General features: G+C 51.8%; 13 protein-coding genes and 4 tRNA genes. 15 read left to right on the forward strand and 2 right to left on the reverse strand.

The features are described 5' to 3' along the window. Positions 1 to 170 precede the first annotated feature (170 nt). Both murB and birA read left to right on the forward strand, forming a co-directional pair. Positions 171 to 1,199 (forward strand): UDP-N-acetylmuramate dehydrogenase, encoded by a 1,029-nt coding sequence (gene murB, locus IAE27_RS28030; RefSeq protein WP_154022127.1) that lies wholly within the window; start codon positions 171 to 173, stop codon positions 1,197 to 1,199. Continuing rightward, positions 1,196 to 2,158, forward strand: coding sequence for a bifunctional biotin--[acetyl-CoA-carboxylase] ligase/biotin operon repressor BirA (gene birA, locus IAE27_RS28035; protein WP_115240079.1), 963 nt, complete (start codon positions 1,196 to 1,198; stop codon positions 2,156 to 2,158). Before murB ends, birA begins: the two co-directional genes overlap by 4 nt. A 26-nt stretch (positions 2,159 to 2,184) precedes the next feature. On the opposite strand, the gene coaA is transcribed toward birA, so the two are convergent. Both coaA and IAE27_RS30030 read right to left on the reverse strand, forming a co-directional pair. Beyond that, the gene (gene coaA / locus IAE27_RS28040; RefSeq protein WP_004109734.1) at positions 2,185 to 3,135 is read right to left on the reverse strand and encodes a type I pantothenate kinase; all 951 of its coding nucleotides are present in this window, start codon (positions 3,133 to 3,135) and stop codon (positions 2,185 to 2,187) included. 288 nt (positions 3,136 to 3,423) lie between these two features. After that, positions 3,424 to 3,537 carry a hypothetical protein gene (locus tag IAE27_RS30030; protein WP_394852012.1) on the reverse strand — a complete coding sequence of 38 codons (114 nt, stop codon included), beginning with the start codon at positions 3,535 to 3,537 and terminating at the stop codon, positions 3,424 to 3,426. A gap of 37 nt (positions 3,538 to 3,574) precedes the next feature. Between IAE27_RS30030 and IAE27_RS28045 the strand changes: the two genes are divergently transcribed. The 13 genes from IAE27_RS28045 (at position 3,575) to rpoC (ending at position 17,720) form a co-directional block, all read left to right on the forward strand. Then, positions 3,575 to 3,650: transfer RNA gene (locus IAE27_RS28045), tRNA-Thr, on the forward strand. A gap of 10 nt (positions 3,651 to 3,660) precedes the next feature. Further along, positions 3,661 to 3,745: transfer RNA gene (locus tag IAE27_RS28050), tRNA-Tyr, on the forward strand. A 119-nt stretch (positions 3,746 to 3,864) separates the two neighbouring features. Further along, positions 3,865 to 3,939 (forward strand) — tRNA-Gly (locus tag IAE27_RS28055). Between the two features lie 5 nt (positions 3,940 to 3,944). Then, positions 3,945 to 4,020 (forward strand) — tRNA-Thr (locus IAE27_RS28060). A gap of 116 nt (positions 4,021 to 4,136) precedes the next feature. After that, on the forward strand, positions 4,137 to 5,321 hold the full coding sequence (gene tuf, locus IAE27_RS28065) for an elongation factor Tu (RefSeq protein WP_004106368.1): 1,185 nt from the start codon (positions 4,137 to 4,139) through the stop codon (positions 5,319 to 5,321). Positions 5,322 to 5,553: 232 nt separating this feature from the next. Continuing rightward, positions 5,554 to 5,937, forward strand: a complete 384-nt coding sequence (secE, locus tag IAE27_RS28070; RefSeq protein ID WP_004097638.1) for a preprotein translocase subunit SecE — start codon at positions 5,554 to 5,556, stop codon at positions 5,935 to 5,937. A gap of 1 nt (position 5,938) precedes the next feature. Then, positions 5,939 to 6,484: a transcription termination/antitermination protein NusG gene (gene nusG / locus IAE27_RS28075; protein WP_002438628.1), complete on the forward strand. Its 546-nt coding sequence runs from the start codon at positions 5,939 to 5,941 to the stop codon at positions 6,482 to 6,484. 155 nt (positions 6,485 to 6,639) lie between these two features. Further along, positions 6,640 to 7,068 (forward strand): 50S ribosomal protein L11, encoded by a 429-nt coding sequence (gene rplK, locus IAE27_RS28080; RefSeq protein WP_004097640.1) that lies wholly within the window; start codon positions 6,640 to 6,642, stop codon positions 7,066 to 7,068. 3 nt (positions 7,069 to 7,071) lie between these two features. After that, positions 7,072 to 7,776, forward strand: coding sequence for a 50S ribosomal protein L1 (gene rplA, locus IAE27_RS28085; RefSeq protein ID WP_004097642.1), 705 nt, complete (start codon positions 7,072 to 7,074; stop codon positions 7,774 to 7,776). Positions 7,777 to 8,133: 357 nt separating this feature from the next. After that, the gene (gene rplJ, locus IAE27_RS28090; RefSeq protein WP_004109731.1) at positions 8,134 to 8,631 is read left to right on the forward strand and encodes a 50S ribosomal protein L10; all 498 of its coding nucleotides are present in this window, start codon (positions 8,134 to 8,136) and stop codon (positions 8,629 to 8,631) included. A gap of 66 nt (positions 8,632 to 8,697) precedes the next feature. After that, positions 8,698 to 9,066, forward strand: a complete 369-nt coding sequence (gene rplL / locus IAE27_RS28095) for a 50S ribosomal protein L7/L12 (RefSeq protein ID WP_004109728.1) — start codon at positions 8,698 to 8,700, stop codon at positions 9,064 to 9,066. A gap of 325 nt (positions 9,067 to 9,391) precedes the next feature. After that, entirely contained in the window at positions 9,392 to 13,420 is a 4,029-nt protein-coding gene (rpoB, locus tag IAE27_RS28100) for a DNA-directed RNA polymerase subunit beta (RefSeq protein WP_004109725.1), read from the forward strand. A gap of 76 nt (positions 13,421 to 13,496) precedes the next feature. After that, the gene (gene rpoC, locus IAE27_RS28105) at positions 13,497 to 17,720 is read left to right on the forward strand and encodes a DNA-directed RNA polymerase subunit beta' (protein ID WP_004109722.1); all 4,224 of its coding nucleotides are present in this window, start codon (positions 13,497 to 13,499) and stop codon (positions 17,718 to 17,720) included. Positions 17,721 to 17,987: the final 267 nt, after the last annotated feature.

The raw sequence follows: 17,987 nt of genomic DNA on the forward strand, positions 1-17,987 counted from the left end.
AGGCATCAAACAAGTGAAGAGCCCATCCTGACGGATGGGCTTTTTGCGTTTCAGGGGTTTAACAATTCCTCCTGATAACGCCATGGTCTCTCGTCAACCCGCGACGATCGGGCAAGCCTTCCCTCGCTATATACGGTAAACTAATGCAGATTTTGCATCTGGAAGCCACTATGAGCCACTCACTTAAGCCCTGGAATACCTTCGGTCTTGACCGTTCCGCCAGCGCGATTGTACGCGCCGAAACTGAAAAACAGCTACTGGATGCCTGGCAGAATGCCGTTGCAAAGCGCCAGCCAACTCTGATCCTTGGTGAAGGAAGTAACGTCCTGTTTCTGAAGGATTATTCCGGCACGGTGATTATCAACCGTATTATGGGTATAGACGTGAGTGAAACACCTGATGCCTGGCATTTGCACGTGGGCGCGGGAGAAAACTGGCATCAGCTGGTACAGTTTGCGCTAAATAATGGAATGCCTGGTCTGGAAAATCTGGCCTTAATTCCTGGCTGCGCCGGCTCCTCGCCGATTCAAAATATTGGGGCTTATGGCCTTGAATTAAAAAAGGTTTGCCAGTACGTTGATTGTATTGAGCTGGCGACCGGGCAGAAGCAACGACTCACCGCTGCTGAGTGTCGCTTTGGCTATCGGGATAGCATTTTTAAGCATGAGTATCAGGACCGCTATGCCATCGTAGCCGTTGGTTTGATCTTACCAAAGGCATGGCAGCCCGTTTTGACCTATGGCGATTTAACCCGGCTGGATCCGCAAACCGTCACTCCCCAACAGGTATTTGATGCCGTATGCCATATGCGCATGACCAAACTTCCCGATCCAAAAGTGAATGGAAATGCGGGAAGCTTCTTTAAGAACCCGGTTGTTAGCACGGAGAAGGCTAATGCGCTACTGACCGCCTATCCAAACATCCCTCACTATCCACAGCCCGATGGCAGCATGAAGCTTGCCGCCGGCTGGCTTATCGATCAATGCCAGCTTAAAGGAAAAGTGATTGGCGGTGCAGCGGTACACAGCCAGCAGGCACTGGTATTAATCAATGATAATCAAGCAACCAGTGAGGATGTGGTTAAGCTGGCACACTATGTACGTCAGCAGGTTGGTGAAAAGTTTGATATCTGGCTGCAACCAGAAGTGCGCTTTATTGGCGAAACGGGCGAAGTGAATGCCGAGGAGACCATCGCATGAAAGACTATACCGTCCCTCTGACGCTGATATCCATATTAGCTGACGCTGAATTCCATTCAGGTGAACAACTTGGCGAGCGTTTAGGGATGAGCCGCGCCGCAATCAACAAACACATTCAAACGTTACGCGACTGGGGAATTGACGTCTTCACCGTTCCGGGTAAAGGCTACAGTTTACCTGAGCCCATTCAGCTTCTGGATGAAGAGCAGATCGCCAGGCAGATTGAACACGGGCGGGTCACCGTGCTACCGGTTATTGATTCCACCAACCAGTATCTTATGGACCGACTCGGTGAGCTGCAATCCGGTGATGCCTGCGTGGCTGAATATCAGCAGGCCGGTCGCGGCCGCCGCGGGCGTAAGTGGTTTTCGCCGTTTGGTTCTAATCTTTATCTATCAATGTACTGGCGACTGGAGCAGGGCCCTGCCGCCGCCATTGGTTTGAGCCTGGTCATCGGGATCGTGATTGCCGAAGTGCTGCAAAGCCTGGGGGCGGATAAAGTACGGGTAAAATGGCCGAACGACCTCTATTTGCAGGACCGGAAACTGTCCGGGATCCTGGTAGAGCTGACGGGGAAGACCGGCGACGCAGCGCATATCGTTAGCGGCGCAGGGATTAATTTAATGATGCGCCGCGTTGAGTCTGACGTTGTCAATCAGGGATGGATCAGTCTGCAGGAAGCGGGGATGACTATCGATCGTAATACGTTAGCAGCTTGTCTAATTAAAGAGCTGCGGGCAGGGTTTAAACTTTTTGAGAACGAAGGCTTAGCACCCTATCTGACCCGCTGGGAAAAGCTGGATAACTTTATTAATCGCCCGGTTAAACTTATTATTGGCGATAAAGAAATCGTGGGTATCTCTCGAGGCATTGATGCTCAAGGAGCATTATTACTGGAGCAAGATGGGGTAATAAAACCCTGGATTGGCGGTGAGATATCATTGCGAAGCGCGGAATAAAAAAAGGGGAGCTGACGCTCCCTTCTTTATTTCCTTAAACGCACCTGATTAACTGAGTGGTTTGCGCTTTTGGTCATTATAAGGCTTGCTCGCTCGCGTGTCGGTAGGATGTTTTCTTTTAAATTCAGAAGATTAATCTCATTCCAGAGCGATGTGGCAACATTAATTGCTTCATCTTTAGACAGCTGAGCATAGCTATGAAAATAGGAGTCCGGGTCGGTAAATGCGCCTTCGCGAAATTTCAAAAAACGGTTGATATACCAGGTCTTAAGCAGTTCTTCTGGCGCATCGACATAAATTGAAAAATCCACAAAGTCCGAAACAAATACATGGTGCGGATCGTGAGGATAATCCATCCCGCTCTGCAGAACATTTAATCCTTCAAGAATTAATATATCAGGCTGAGTAACGGTTTTATCCCCATCAGGAATGACGTCATAAATCAGATGAGAATAGACCGGCGCGGTGGCGTCAGGAACGCCGGATTTCAGGTCGGAGACGAATTTTACCAGGCGGTGCATATCATAAGACTGCGGGAAGCCTTTTTTCTTCATCAGGCCGCGCTCTTTCAGTACGGCGTTAGGATGCAGAAAACCATCCGTAGTAATCAATTCAACGTGACGATGTTCAGGCCAGCGGCTAAGTAAAGCCTGGAGTACGCGCGCGGTGGTGCTTTTCCCGACGGCCACGCTACCCGCAATGCTAATGATGTACGGAATGCGTTGCCCGTTGGTGCCCAGGAATTGTTCCAGTACAGCCTGTCGGCGCAAATTGGAGCTGATATAGAAATTGAGTAAACGCGACAGCGGCAAATAAATTTCCGCTACTTCTTCCAGGGAAAGATCTTCGTTGATGCCTTTTAACCGCGTGATTTCTTCTTCTGTTAGCGTCATCGGAACGGAATCACGAAGTGCAGCCCATTGGTCGCGGTTAAATTGTAGATACGGTGTCATTAACGTTTGCTCTTTTAGGCTCATAAGCATGCTCTTGCAACCGCCGAATGACATGAAGGCGGAGTGCTTCACACTAGTTAATCAGGACAATGGGCAGGAGGGTAACACCAGATTGCGAGGAATAATAAGAAAAAAACTCATTGAATGATGCTTTCTAAAGGTAGCATCACAGAGATGAATGGTTTAGCAAGGGCATATAAAGTTCTCAGTAGAAGCATCCGGCTTATTCAGTGAATATTGTGACCGGGTTGCGATGTATCGATGCCGCTTTAGCGGTTTGGAAGAGGATTTTGCTCTCTTCGACGATCGTTTCTATGGAGAAGGTTGGCGTATTTTTGTGCTGCTCTGTTTGAAATTACACCATTTTTTCTCGTCAGAGCACAAAATGTGAGCAATAGAACATTTTATGCAATTTTTTAGTTGCATGAACTCGCAGGTCTCCCTAGAATGCGCGCTACTTGATGCCGACTTAGCTCAGTAGGTAGAGCAACTGACTTGTAATCAGTAGGTCACCAGTTCGATTCCGGTAGTCGGCACCATCAAGTGCCTGGTGGGGTTCCCGAGCGGCCAAAGGGAGCAGACTGTAAATCTGCCGTCATCGACTTCGAAGGTTCGAATCCTTCCCCCACCACCATCTTTCGGCAACGCTTTGCGGAGCCAGAGTTGATTGGTTAAACTGGTCAGCTCAAACAGAAAAAGAGACGCTTCTCTTTTTTTTGTTATAGAAAGAACTGGGTAGCCGAGTTTCAGGATGCGGGCATCGTATAATGGCTATTACCTCAGCCTTCCAAGCTGATGATGCGGGTTCGATTCCCGCTGCCCGCTCCAAACGTGCTGATATGGCTCAGTTGGTAGAGCGCACCCTTGGTAAGGGTGAGGTCCCCAGTTCGACTCTGGGTATCAGCACCACTTCTTTATCTCTCCTCCCCTGTTTCTCTCTAGTTTATTGCATTCAACAAGTCGGGCATGTTGCCCGGTTGATGTGGTGATATCACCGATTTATCCGTGTCTTAGAGGGACAATCGATGTCTAAAGAAAAGTTTGAACGTACAAAACCGCACGTTAACGTCGGTACTATCGGCCACGTTGACCATGGTAAAACAACGCTGACCGCTGCAATCACTACCGTTCTGGCTAAAACCTACGGCGGTGCTGCTCGCGCATTCGACCAGATCGATAACGCGCCGGAAGAAAAAGCTCGTGGTATCACCATCAACACTTCCCACGTTGAATATGACACCCCGACTCGCCACTACGCGCACGTAGACTGCCCGGGCCACGCCGACTATGTTAAAAACATGATCACCGGTGCTGCGCAGATGGACGGCGCGATCCTGGTTGTTGCTGCGACTGACGGCCCGATGCCGCAGACTCGTGAGCACATCCTGCTGGGTCGTCAGGTAGGCGTTCCGTACATCATCGTGTTCCTGAACAAGTGCGACATGGTTGATGACGAAGAGCTGCTGGAACTGGTTGAAATGGAAGTTCGTGAACTTCTGTCTCAGTACGATTTCCCGGGCGATGACACTCCGATCGTTCGTGGTTCTGCTCTGAAAGCGCTGGAAGGCGACGCTGAGTGGGAATCTAAAATCATCGAACTGGCTGGCTTCCTGGACTCTTACATTCCGGAACCAGAGCGTGCGATTGACAAGCCGTTCCTGCTGCCGATCGAAGACGTATTCTCCATCTCCGGTCGTGGTACCGTTGTTACCGGTCGTGTAGAGCGCGGTATCATCAAAGTTGGCGAAGAAGTTGAAATCGTTGGTATTAAAGAGACTGCTAAGTCTACCTGTACTGGCGTTGAAATGTTCCGCAAACTGCTGGACGAAGGCCGTGCTGGTGAGAACGTTGGTGTTCTGCTGCGTGGTATCAAACGTGAAGAAATCGAACGTGGTCAGGTACTGGCTAAGCCGGGCTCTATCAAGCCGCACACCAAGTTCGAATCTGAAGTTTATATCCTGTCCAAAGACGAAGGCGGCCGTCACACTCCGTTCTTCAAAGGCTACCGTCCGCAGTTCTACTTCCGTACAACTGACGTGACTGGCACCATCGAACTGCCGGAAGGCGTAGAGATGGTTATGCCGGGCGACAACATCAAAATGGTTGTTACCCTGATCCACCCGATCGCGATGGACGACGGTCTGCGTTTCGCAATCCGTGAAGGCGGCCGTACCGTTGGCGCAGGCGTGGTTGCTAAAGTTCTCGGCTAATTGCTGATAACATTTGACGCAATGCGCAATAAAAGGGCATCATTTGATGCCCTTTTTGCACGCTTTCACACCAGAACCTGGCTCATCAGTGATTTTTTGGGTCATAATCATTGCTGAGACAGGCTCTGAAGAGGGCGTTAAGTCCGAAACGCAGCAGAGCATTTCGGTTTGGTCGCCTCGCATTTCATGCGGGGTGAAGTTATTTGTCTGAATTCTTGTGACAGGTTGGTTTATGAGTGCGAATACCGAAGCTCAAGGGAGCGGGCGCGGCCTCGAAGCGATGAAGTGGACAATCGTTGTCGTGCTGCTGGTTGTGGCCATCGTCGGCAACTTCCTTTATCGTGACATTATGCTGGCAGTGCGTGCGCTGGCCGTAGTGATTCTGATCGCTGCAGCAGGCGGTGTCGCGCTGTTAACGACAAAAGGTAAGGCGACAGTCGCTTTCGCTCGTGAAGCGAGAACCGAAGTCCGTAAGGTGATCTGGCCGACTCGCCAGGAAACGCTGCATACCACGTTGATTGTTGCCGCGGTGACCGCCGTAATGTCACTGATCCTGTGGGGACTGGATGGTATTCTGGTTCGCCTGGTATCCTTTATCACTGGCCTGAGGTTCTGAGATGTCTGAAGCTCCTAAAAAACGCTGGTACGTCGTTCAGGCGTTTTCTGGTTTTGAAGGTCGCGTAGCTACCTCGTTGCGTGAACATATCAAATTACACAATATGGAAGAGCTGTTTGGCGAAGTCATGGTGCCGACCGAAGAAGTGGTCGAAATCCGCGGCGGCCAGCGTCGTAAAAGCGAACGTAAATTCTTCCCGGGCTACGTGCTGGTCCAGATGGTGATGAACGACGCGAGCTGGCACCTGGTGCGCAGCGTACCGCGTGTGATGGGCTTTATCGGCGGTACTTCTGACCGTCCGGCGCCTATCAGTGACAAAGAAGTCGATGCGATCATGAACCGTCTGCAGCAGGTTGGCGATAAGCCGCGGCCGAAAACGCTGTTTGAGCCGGGTGAAATGGTACGCGTTAGCGACGGCCCATTTGCCGACTTTAACGGCGTGGTTGAAGAAGTGGACTACGAAAAGTCTCGTCTGAAAGTGTCCGTTTCTATCTTCGGTCGTGCGACGCCGGTCGAGCTGGACTTTGCCCAGGTAGAAAAGGCTTAACCGCCGATCAAAAAAGCAACGCTTTAATCGTTGCATGAGGCGCGAAATTGGCATACAATTTCGCGCCTTTTGTTTTTATGGGCCTGATGCCCGTAAAGCGATATTTATCACGGGGAGCCTTTTGTAAGGCGCTACACCCAAACGAGGAAATTTAAATGGCTAAGAAAGTACAAGCCTACGTCAAGCTGCAGGTTGCAGCTGGTATGGCAAACCCGAGTCCGCCGGTTGGTCCAGCACTGGGTCAGCAGGGTGTGAACATCATGGAATTCTGCAAAGCGTTTAACGCAAAAACTGAATCCCTGGAAAAAGGTCTGCCAATCCCGGTTGTTATCACCGTTTACGCTGACCGTTCTTTCACCTTCGTTACCAAAACTCCGCCGGCAGCAGTTCTGCTGAAAAAAGCGGCTGGTATCAAGTCTGGTTCCGGTAAACCGAACAAAGACAAAGTAGGTAAAATTTCCCGCGCTCAGCTGCAGGAAATCGCGCAGACCAAAGCTGCCGACATGACTGGTTCCGACATTGAAGCGATGACTCGCTCCATTGAAGGTACTGCACGTTCCATGGGCCTGGTAGTGGAGGACTAAGAAATGGCTAAACTGACCAAGCGCATGTCCGTGATTCGTGACAAAGTTGATGCGACCAAACAGTACGACATCAACGAAGCCATCTCTCTGTTGAAAGAACTGGCGACTGCTAAGTTCGTTGAAAGCGTTGATGTTGCCGTTAACCTCGGCATTGACGCTCGTAAATCTGACCAGAACGTTCGTGGCGCGACCGTACTGCCGCACGGTACTGGCCGTTCAGTTCGCGTAGCCGTATTTGCCCAGGGCCCGAACGCTGAAGCAGCTAAAGCTGCTGGCGCAGAGCTGGTAGGTATGGAAGATCTGGCTGACCAGATCAAAAAAGGCGAAATGAACTTTGACGTGGTTATTGCTTCTCCGGATGCAATGCGCGTTGTTGGCCAGCTGGGCCAGGTTCTGGGTCCGCGCGGCCTGATGCCAAACCCGAAAGTTGGTACTGTAACTCCGAACGTTGCTGAAGCGGTTAAGAACGCTAAAGCAGGTCAGGTACGTTACCGTAACGACAAAAACGGCATCATCCACACCACCATCGGTAAAGTGGATTTTGACGCTGATAAACTGAAAGAAAACCTGGAAGCTCTGCTGGTTGCGCTGAAAAAAGCGAAACCGACTCAGGCTAAAGGCGTGTACATCAAGAAAATCAGCATCTCCACCACCATGGGTGCTGGCGTTGCCGTTGATCAGGCTGGTCTGAGCGCTTCTGCGAACTAAGATTAGCTTTACGTGGGCGGTGAATTTGTCTACAATCTTACCCCCACGTATTCTGCTTATAGCAGACGTATAGCCGAGATATTCAGGCTGTGGCAAGGCAGTCAACGCCGCCACTGAGTGAATAGCGACGGCTAAACAAGATTTGTTCGTTGGAGCCTGGCCTATCCAGGCCTCCGTCGAAGACCGCAGGTGTTTCGCAAGAAACTTAATCCCCTGCGTAGACGGTGACAGAACGCTAAGATTATTTTTGGATACTCTGGCTTGTTTCTGCTCACCGTATTAAGACGCTCTTCTCTTTGAGTTGAGTGAAGTGAGTTCCGGAGCATGAGCTCTGGCAAACATCCAGGAGCAAAGCTAATGGCTTTAAATCTTCAAGACAAACAAGCGATTGTTGCTGAAGTCAGCGAAGTAGCCAAAGGCGCGCTGTCTGCAGTAGTTGCGGATTCCCGTGGCGTTACTGTAGACAAAATGACTGAACTGCGTAAAGCAGGTCGTGAAGCTGGCGTATACATGCGTGTTGTTCGTAACACCCTGCTGCGCCGCGTCGTTGAAGGTACTCCTTTCGAGTGCCTGAAAGACACGTTTGTTGGTCCGACCCTGATTGCATACTCTATGGAACACCCGGGCGCAGCTGCTCGTCTGTTCAAAGATTTCGCGAAAGCGAATGCAAAATTTGAGGTCAAAGCCGCAGCCTTTGAAGGTGAGCTGATCCCGGCGTCGCAAATCGACCGCCTGGCAACTCTGCCGACCTACGAAGAAGCAATTGCACGCCTGATGGCAACCATGAAAGAAGCTTCGGCTGGCAAACTGGTTCGCACTCTGGCTGCTGTACGCGATGCGAAAGAAGCTGCTTAATCGCAGTTATCTTCATAAAGCATCTGCTTACGTATAAACTTATTCTGATATTCAGGAACAATTTAAATGTCTATCACTAAAGATCAAATCATTGAAGCAGTATCCGCTATGTCCGTAATGGACGTTGTTGAGCTGATCTCTGCAATGGAAGAAAAATTCGGTGTTTCCGCCGCTGCTGCTGTAGCTGTTGCTGCTGGCCCGGCTGCTGACGCTGCTGAAGAAAAAACTGAATTCGACGTAATTCTGAAAGGTATCGGCGCGAACAAAGTTGCCGTTATCAAAGCAGTACGTGGCGCAACTGGCCTGGGTCTGAAAGAAGCTAAAGACCTGGTAGAATCTGCTCCGGCTGCTCTGAAAGAAGGCGTGAGCAAAGATGACGCTGAAGCACTGAAAAAATCTCTGGAAGAAGCTGGCGCTGAAGTTGAAGTTAAATAAGCCAACCTTTCCGGTTGCAGCCTGAGAAATCAGGCTGATGGCTGGTGACTTTTTGGTCACCAGCCTTTTTGCGCTGTAAGGCGCCAGTAGCATTTCACACTGTTTGACTACTGGTTGTCCTGACAATGCTTGTTTCTATAGACGACTTAATATACTGCGACAGGTTAGGGTCCCTGAGCTGTGTAAATCGCAATGAAATGGTTTAAGCGTGATAGAAACAGGTATTGCGGAAAGTGTTCCATTTTCCGGTCAACAAAATAGTGTTGCATAAAAAACTGCCTTATGTGGGCAGATGGGTCGACTTGTCAGCGAGCTGAGGAACCCTATGGTTTACTCCTATACCGAGAAAAAACGTATTCGTAAGGATTTTGGTAAACGTCCGCAGGTTCTGGACATACCTTATCTCCTTTCTATCCAGCTTGACTCGTTTCAGAAGTTCATCGAGCAAGATCCTGAAGGGCAGTATGGTCTGGAAGCAGCTTTCCGTTCCGTATTCCCGATTAAGAGCTACAGCGGTAATTCTGAGCTGCAGTATGTCAGCTACCGTCTGGGCGAACCGGTTTTTGACGTTAAAGAATGTCAGATCCGTGGCGTGACCTACTCGGCACCGCTGCGCGTTAAACTGCGTCTGGTGATCTACGAGCGCGAAGCGCCGGAAGGCACCGTTAAAGACATTAAAGAACAAGAAGTCTACATGGGCGAAATTCCGCTCATGACCGACAACGGTACCTTTGTTATCAACGGTACCGAGCGCGTTATCGTTTCTCAGCTGCACCGTAGCCCGGGCGTCTTCTTTGACAGTGACAAAGGTAAGACTCACTCTTCCGGTAAGGTTCTGTATAACGCACGTATCATCCCTTACCGTGGCTCCTGGCTGGACTTCGAATTCGACCCGAAAGACAACCTGTTTGTCCGTATCGACCGTCGTCGTAAGCTACCGGCTACCATCATCCTGCGCGCGCTGAATTACACCACTGAGCAGATCCTTGACCTGTTCTTCGAAAAAGTGGTCTTTGAAATTCGCGACAACAAGCTGCAGATGGAACTGGTACCGGAGCGTCTGCGCGGCGAAACCGCCTCCTTCGATATCGAAGCGAACGGTAAAGTGTACGTTGAGAAAGGACGCCGCATCACTGCGCGTCACATTCGCCAGCTGGAAAAAGACGATATCAAACATATCGAAGTTCCGGTTGAGTACATCGCTGGCAAAGTTGCCTCTAAAGACTATGTTGACGAATCTACTGGCGAGCTGATCTGCCCGGCGAACATGGAGCTGAGCCTGGATCTGCTGGCCAAGCTGAGCCAGTCTGGCCATAAGCGTATCGAAACGCTGTTCACCAACGATCTGGATCACGGTCCGTACATCTCTGAGACTGTACGCGTTGACCCGACCAACGATCGTCTGAGCGCACTGGTAGAAATCTACCGCATGATGCGCCCTGGTGAGCCGCCGACTCGTGAAGCTGCTGAAAGCCTGTTCGAGAACCTGTTCTTCTCCGAAGACCGCTACGATCTGTCCGCGGTTGGTCGTATGAAGTTCAACCGTTCTCTGCTGCGCGACGAAATCGAAGGTTCCGGTATCCTGAGCAAAGAAGACATCATTGAAGTGATGAAGAAGCTCATCGATATCCGTAACGGTAAAGGCGAAGTCGATGATATCGACCACCTTGGCAACCGTCGTATCCGTTCCGTTGGCGAAATGGCGGAAAACCAGTTCCGCGTTGGCCTGGTTCGCGTAGAGCGTGCGGTGAAAGAGCGTCTGTCTCTGGGCGATCTGGATACCCTGATGCCTCAGGATATGATCAACGCCAAGCCGATTTCTGCAGCGGTGAAAGAGTTCTTTGGCTCCAGCCAGCTGTCTCAGTTTATGGACCAGAACAACCCGCTGTCTGAGATTACGCACAAACGTCGTATCTCTGCACTCGGCCCGGGCGGCCTGACTCGCGAACGCGCAGGCTTTGAAGTTCGAGACGTACACCCGACTCACTACGGTCGCGTATGTCCAATCGAAACGCCTGAAGGTCCGAACATCGGTCTGATCAACTCCCTGTCCGTGTACGCACAGACGAACGAATACGGCTTCCTTGAGACTCCGTATCGTAAAGTCACCGACGGCGTTGTGACCGACGAAATTCATTACCTGTCTGCTATCGAAGAAGGTAACTACGTTATTGCTCAGGCGAACTCCAACCTGGATGACGAAGGCCACTTTGTAGAAGATCTGGTTACCTGCCGTAGTAAAGGCGAATCCAGCTTGTTCAGCCGCGATCAGGTTGACTACATGGACGTATCCACCCAGCAGGTGGTTTCCGTCGGTGCGTCCCTGATCCCGTTCCTGGAACACGATGACGCCAACCGTGCATTGATGGGTGCGAACATGCAACGTCAGGCCGTTCCGACCCTGCGTGCTGATAAGCCGCTGGTTGGTACCGGTATGGAACGTGCTGTTGCCGTTGACTCCGGTGTAACTGCGGTGGCTAAACGTGGCGGCCTGGTTCAGTACGTGGATGCGTCCCGTATCGTTATCAAAGTTAACGAAGACGAGATGTACCCGGGCGAAGCAGGTATCGACATCTATAACCTGACCAAGTACACCCGCTCTAACCAGAACACCTGCATCAACCAGATGCCGTGTGTCTCTCTGGGCGAGCCGATTGAGCGCGGTGACGTGCTGGCTGACGGTCCGTCTACCGACCTCGGTGAACTGGCGCTCGGTCAGAACATGCGCGTCGCGTTCATGCCGTGGAACGGTTACAACTTCGAAGACTCCATCCTCGTATCCGAGCGTGTTGTTCAGGAAGACCGTTTTACTACCATCCACATTCAGGAACTGGCGTGCGTGTCCCGCGACACCAAGCTGGGGCCGGAAGAGATCACCGCTGATATCCCGAACGTGGGTGAAGCTGCACTCTCTAAACTGGATGAGTCCGGTATCGTTTATATCGGTGCGGAAGTGACCGGTGGCGATATTCTGGTTGGTAAAGTAACGCCGAAAGGTGAAACCCAGCTGACGCCAGAAGAGAAGCTGCTGCGTGCGATCTTCGGTGAGAAAGCGTCTGACGTTAAAGACTCTTCTCTGCGCGTGCCAAACGGTGTCTCCGGTACCATTATCGACGTTCAGGTCTTTACCCGCGACGGCGTAGAAAAAGACAAACGCGCGCTGGAAATCGAAGAGATGCAGCTCAAGCAGGCGAAGAAAGACCTGTCTGAAGAACTGCAGATCCTCGAAGCTGGCCTGTTTGGTCGTATCTATGCGGTGCTGGTCTCCGGCGGTATCGAAGCTGAGAAGCTCGACAAGCTGCCGCGCGATCGCTGGCTGGAACTCGGCCTGACCGACGAAGAGAAACAAAACCAGCTGGAACAGCTGGCTGAGCAGTACGACGAACTGAAACACGAGTTCGAGAAAAAACTCGAAGCGAAACGCCGTAAAATCACTCAGGGCGACGATCTGGCACCGGGCGTGCTGAAGATCGTTAAAGTGTATCTGGCCGTTAAACGTCAGATTCAGCCTGGTGACAAAATGGCAGGTCGTCACGGTAACAAGGGTGTTATCTCTAAGATCAACCCGATCGAAGATATGCCTTACGATGAAAACGGCACGCCGGTCGACATCGTACTGAACCCGCTGGGCGTACCGTCTCGTATGAACATCGGTCAGATCCTGGAAACTCACCTGGGTATGGCTGCGAAAGGTATTGGCGAGAAAATCAACGCTATGCTGAAACAGCAGCAGGAAGTCGCCAAACTGCGCGAGTTCATCCAGCGTGCCTACGATCTGGGTACCGACGTTCGTCAGAAGGTTGATCTGAATACCTTCACTGACGAAGAAGTTATGCGTCTCGCTGAAAACCTGAAAAAAGGTATGCCGATCGCAACGCCGGTCTTCGACGGTGCGAAAGAGTCTGAAATCAAGGAGCTGTTACAGCTCGGTGGTCTGCCGACTTCCGGCCAGATCACCCTGTTCGACGGTCGTACCGGTGAGCAATTCGAGCGCCAGGTTACCGTTGGCTACATGTACATGCTGAAACTGAACCACCTGGTTGATGACAAGATGCATGCGCGTTCTACCGGTTCTTACAGCCTGGTTACTCAGCAGCCGCTGGGTGGTAAGGCACAGTTCGGTGGTCAGCGCTTCGGGGAGATGGAAGTGTGGGCGCTGGAAGCATATGGCGCAGCATACACCCTGCAGGAAATGCTCACCGTTAAGTCTGATGACGTGAACGGCCGTACTAAGATGTATAAGAACATCGTGGATGGCAACCATCAGATGGAACCGGGCATGCCGGAATCCTTCAACGTACTGTTGAAAGAGATTCGCTCGCTGGGCATCAACATCGAACTGGAAGACGAGTAACTCTCGCTCAAACAGGTCACTGGTGCCGGGGTAAGACCCGGCGCCAGATTGTGCTAACTCCGACGGGAGCAAATCCGTGAAAGACTTATTAAAGTTTCTGAAAGCGCAAACTAAAACCGAAGAGTTTGATGCGATCAAAATTGCTCTGGCATCGCCAGACATGATCCGTTCATGGTCTTTTGGTGAAGTTAAAAAGCCGGAAACCATTAACTACCGTACGTTCAAACCTGAGCGTGACGGCCTTTTCTGCGCGCGTATTTTCGGGCCAGTAAAAGACTACGAGTGCCTGTGCGGTAAGTACAAGCGCCTGAAACACCGCGGTGTGATCTGTGAGAAGTGCGGCGTTGAAGTGACCCAGACTAAAGTGCGCCGTGAGCGTATGGGCCACATCGAGCTGGCGTCTCCGACCGCTCATATCTGGTTCCTGAAGTCTCTGCCGTCCCGTATCGGCCTGCTTCTCGATATGCCGTTGCGCGATATCGAACGCGTGCTGTACTTCGAATCCTATGTGGTTATCGAAGGCGGTATGACCAACCTGGAACGCCAGCAGATCCTGACTGAAGAACAGTATCTGGACGCGCTGGAAGAGTTCGGTGACGAATTTGACGCGAAGATGGGTGCGGAAGCTATCCAGGCCCTGCTGAAGAGCATGGATCTGGAGCAAGAGTGTGAAACTCTGCGCGAAGAGCTGAACGAAACCAATTCCGAAACCAAGCGTAAGAAGCTGACCAAGCGTATCAAACTGCTGGAAGCGTTCGTACAGTCTGGCAACAAGCCGGAGTGGATGATCCTGACCGTTCTGCCGGTACTGCCGCCAGATCTGCGTCCGCTGGTTCCGCTGGATGGTGGTCGTTTTGCGACTTCTGACCTGAACGATCTGTATCGTCGCGTCATTAACCGTAACAACCGTCTGAAACGTCTGCTGGATCTGGCTGCGCCGGACATCATCGTACGCAACGAAAAACGTATGCTGCAGGAAGCGGTTGACGCCCTGCTGGATAACGGTCGTCGCGGTCGTGCGATCACCGGTTCGAACAAACGTCCTCTGAAATCTTTGGCCGATATGATCAAAGGTAAGCAGGGTCGTTTCCGTCAGAACCTGCTCGGTAAGCGTGTTGACTACTCCGGTCGTTCTGTAATCACCGTAGGTCCATACCTGCGTCTGCATCAGTGCGGTCTGCCGAAGAAAATGGCGCTGGAGCTGTTCAAACCGTTTATTTACGGCAAGCTGGAGCTGCGTGGCCTGGCCACCACCATCAAAGCCGCTAAGAAAATGGTTGAGCGCGAAGAAGCTGTCGTTTGGGATATCCTGGACGAAGTCATCCGCGAACACCCGGTACTGCTGAACCGTGCACCAACCCTGCACCGTCTGGGTATCCAGGCATTTGAACCAGTGCTGATCGAAGGTAAAGCTATCCAGCTGCACCCGCTGGTTTGTGCGGCATACAACGCCGACTTCGATGGTGACCAGATGGCTGTTCACGTACCGCTGACGCTGGAAGCCCAGCTCGAAGCGCGTGCGCTGATGATGTCTACTAACAACATCCTGTCTCCAGCGAACGGTGAGCCTATCATCGTTCCGTCTCAGGACGTTGTACTGGGTCTGTACTACATGACCCGTGACTGTGTTAACGCCAAAGGCGAAGGCATGGTGCTGACTGGCCCGAAAGAAGCTGAGCGTATTTATCGCGCTGGCCTGGCCTCTCTGCATGCGCGCGTTAAAGTGCGTATCACCGAATACGAAAAAGATGAAAACGGCGAATTCGTTGCGAAAACCAGCCTGAAAGATACGACCGTTGGTCGCGCCATTCTGTGGATGATCGTACCGAAAGGTCTGCCTTTCTCCATCGTCAACCAGGCGCTGGGTAAGAAGGCTATCTCTAAGATGCTGAACACCTGCTACCGTATTCTGGGCCTGAAACCGACCGTTATTTTTGCGGACCAGACGATGTACACCGGCTTTGCTTATGCAGCGCGTTCAGGTGCATCCGTTGGTATCGATGACATGGTCATCCCGGAGAAAAAATACGAGATCATCAGCGAAGCGGAAGCGGAAGTTGCTGAGATTCAGGAGCAGTTCCAGTCGGGTCTGGTGACCGCTGGCGAACGCTATAACAAAGTTATCGATATCTGGGCTGCGGCCAACGATCGTGTATCCAAAGCGATGATGGACAACCTGCAAACCGAAACCGTTATTAACCGTAACGGCGAAGAAGAGCAGCAGGTTTCCTTCAACAGCATCTACATGATGGCCGACTCCGGTGCGCGTGGTTCTGCTGCACAGATTCGTCAGCTTGCCGGTATGCGTGGTCTGATGGCGAAGCCGGATGGCTCGATCATCGAAACGCCAATCACCGCGAACTTCCGTGAAGGTCTGAACGTACTCCAGTACTTCATCTCCACGCACGGTGCGCGTAAAGGTCTGGCGGATACCGCACTGAAAACAGCGAACTCCGGTTACCTGACCCGTCGTCTGGTTGACGTTGCACAGGACCTGGTCGTTACTGAAGACGACTGTGGCACCCTGGAAGGCATCACCATGACCCCGGTTATCGAGGGTGGCGATGTTAAAGAGCCGCTGCGCGATCGCGTACTGGGTCGTGTGACCGCTGAAGACGTTCTGAAGCCGGGTACGGCGGACATTCTGGTTCCACGCAACACGCTGCTTCATGAGCACTGGTGCGATCTGCTGGAAGAGAACTCCGTTGACTCCGTCAAAGTGCGTTCCGTTGTATCCTGTGACACCGACTTTGGTGTATGTGCGCACTGCTACGGTCGTGACCTGGCGCGTGGCCACATCATCAACAAAGGTGAGGCTATCGGCGTTATCGCGGCACAGTCCATCGGTGAGCCGGGTACACAGCTGACGATGCGTACGTTCCACATCGGTGGTGCGGCATCTCGTGCGGCTGCTGAGTCCAGCATCCAGGTGAAAAACAAAGGTAGCATCCGTCTGAGCAATGCGAAGTCGGTTGTGAACTCCAGCGGTAAGCTGGTTATTACGTCCCGTAATACCGAGCTGAAACTGATCGACGAATTCGGTCGTACCAAAGAGAGCTATAAAGTGCCTTACGGCTCCGTTATGGCGAAAGGTGATGGTGAGCAGGTTGCCGGCGGTGAAACCGTAGCAAACTGGGATCCGCACACCATGCCGGTTATCACCGAAGTGAGCGGTTTCGTCCGCTTCACTGACATGATTGACGGCCAGACCATTACTCGTCAGACCGACGAGCTGACCGGCCTGTCTTCTCTGGTGGTTCTGGATTCTGCAGAGCGTACCACTGGTGGTAAAGACCTGCGTCCGGCGCTGAAAATCGTTGATGCTCAGGGTAATGATGTTCTGATCCCTGGCACCGATATGCCTGCGCAGTACTTCCTGCCGGGTAAAGCGATTGTTCAGCTGGAAGATGGCGTACAGATCAGTTCTGGTGACACCCTGGCGCGTGTACCGCAGGAATCCGGCGGTACCAAGGACATCACCGGTGGTCTACCGCGCGTTGCCGACCTGTTCGAAGCGCGTCGTCCGAAAGAGCCGGCAATCCTGGCTGAAATCAGCGGCATCATTTCCTTCGGTAAAGAAACCAAAGGGAAACGTCGTCTGGTTATCACCCCGGTAGACGGTAGCGATCCGTACGAAGAGATGATTCCTAAATGGCGTCAGCTCAACGTGTTCGAAGGTGAACGCGTAGAACGTGGTGATGTAGTTTCCGACGGTCCGGAAGCACCGCACGACATTCTGCGTCTGCGTGGCGTACATGCTGTGACTCGTTATATTGTTAACGAAGTCCAGGACGTATACCGTCTGCAGGGCGTTAAGATTAACGATAAGCACATTGAAGTTATCGTTCGTCAGATGCTGCGTAAAGCGACCATCGAAAGCGCCGGTAGCTCCGACTTCCTGGAAGGCGAACAGGTTGAATACTCTCGCGTCAAGATCGCTAACCGCGAGCTGGAAGCGAACGGCAAAGTGGGTGCAACATTCTCCCGCGATCTGCTGGGTATCACTAAAGCGTCCCTGGCAACCGAATCGTTCATCTCTGCCGCATCGTTCCAGGAGACCACGCGTGTCCTGACCGAAGCAGCCGTTGCGGGTAAACGCGACGAACTGCGTGGCCTGAAAGAGAACGTTATCGTGGGTCGTCTGATCCCGGCCGGTACCGGTTATGCCTACCACCAGGATCGTATGCGCCGCCGCGCAGCTGGCGAGCTGCCAGCAGCGCCGCAGGTCAGCGTGGAAGAAGCTTCTGCTAACCTGGCAGAGCTGCTGAACGCGGGTCTGGGCGGTTCCGACAACGATTAATCGTTGATTCGCTAAGCGCTTAAAAGCCAGTCAGATCATCTGACTGGCTTTTTTATTGCCTGCCCGTTGCTGCTATTATTTATTCGTTATACTTTTTAATTACATTTAATTAATGTAATCGCTGCAATTAATTAGCAAATAAACTCCCCCTTCAAGATTATTTATTTCTGTTTCAGATTTTCATCATCAATCAATGGGTAAAAATCCTACACGTATCAAAAAATACGCGCCGCAAACGCTATATAGTCAAAAAGCTCAAATAATCAT

It is taken from the genome of Klebsiella sp. S69 (genome assembly GCF_016516145.1).
GTDB classification, from domain to species: domain Bacteria; phylum Pseudomonadota; class Gammaproteobacteria; order Enterobacterales; family Enterobacteriaceae; genus Klebsiella; species Klebsiella oxytoca.

Bases quoted from the DNA above. Each gene is read 5' to 3' on its own strand.
- birA (WP_115240079.1), top strand. From the start codon at position 1,196: ATGAAAGACTATACCGTCCCTCTGACGCTGATATCCATATTAGCTGAC.
- rplJ (WP_004109731.1), top strand. From the start codon at position 8,134: ATGGCTTTAAATCTTCAAGACAAACAAGCGATTGTTGCTGAAGTCAGC.
- murB (WP_154022127.1), top strand. From the start codon at position 171: ATGAGCCACTCACTTAAGCCCTGGAATACCTTCGGTCTTGACCGTTCC.
- coaA (WP_004109734.1), bottom strand. From the start codon at position 3,135: ATGAGCCTAAAAGAGCAAACGTTAATGACACCGTATCTACAATTTAAC.
- secE (WP_004097638.1), top strand. From the start codon at position 5,554: ATGAGTGCGAATACCGAAGCTCAAGGGAGCGGGCGCGGCCTCGAAGCG.
- rplA (WP_004097642.1), top strand. From the start codon at position 7,072: ATGGCTAAACTGACCAAGCGCATGTCCGTGATTCGTGACAAAGTTGAT.
- nusG (WP_002438628.1), top strand. From the start codon at position 5,939: ATGTCTGAAGCTCCTAAAAAACGCTGGTACGTCGTTCAGGCGTTTTCT.
- rplL (WP_004109728.1), top strand. From the start codon at position 8,698: ATGTCTATCACTAAAGATCAAATCATTGAAGCAGTATCCGCTATGTCC.
- rpoB (WP_004109725.1), top strand. From the start codon at position 9,392: ATGGTTTACTCCTATACCGAGAAAAAACGTATTCGTAAGGATTTTGGT.
- tuf (WP_004106368.1), top strand. From the start codon at position 4,137: ATGTCTAAAGAAAAGTTTGAACGTACAAAACCGCACGTTAACGTCGGT.
- IAE27_RS30030 (WP_394852012.1), bottom strand. From the start codon at position 3,537: ATGCAACTAAAAAATTGCATAAAATGTTCTATTGCTCACATTTTGTGC.
- rplK (WP_004097640.1), top strand. From the start codon at position 6,640: ATGGCTAAGAAAGTACAAGCCTACGTCAAGCTGCAGGTTGCAGCTGGT.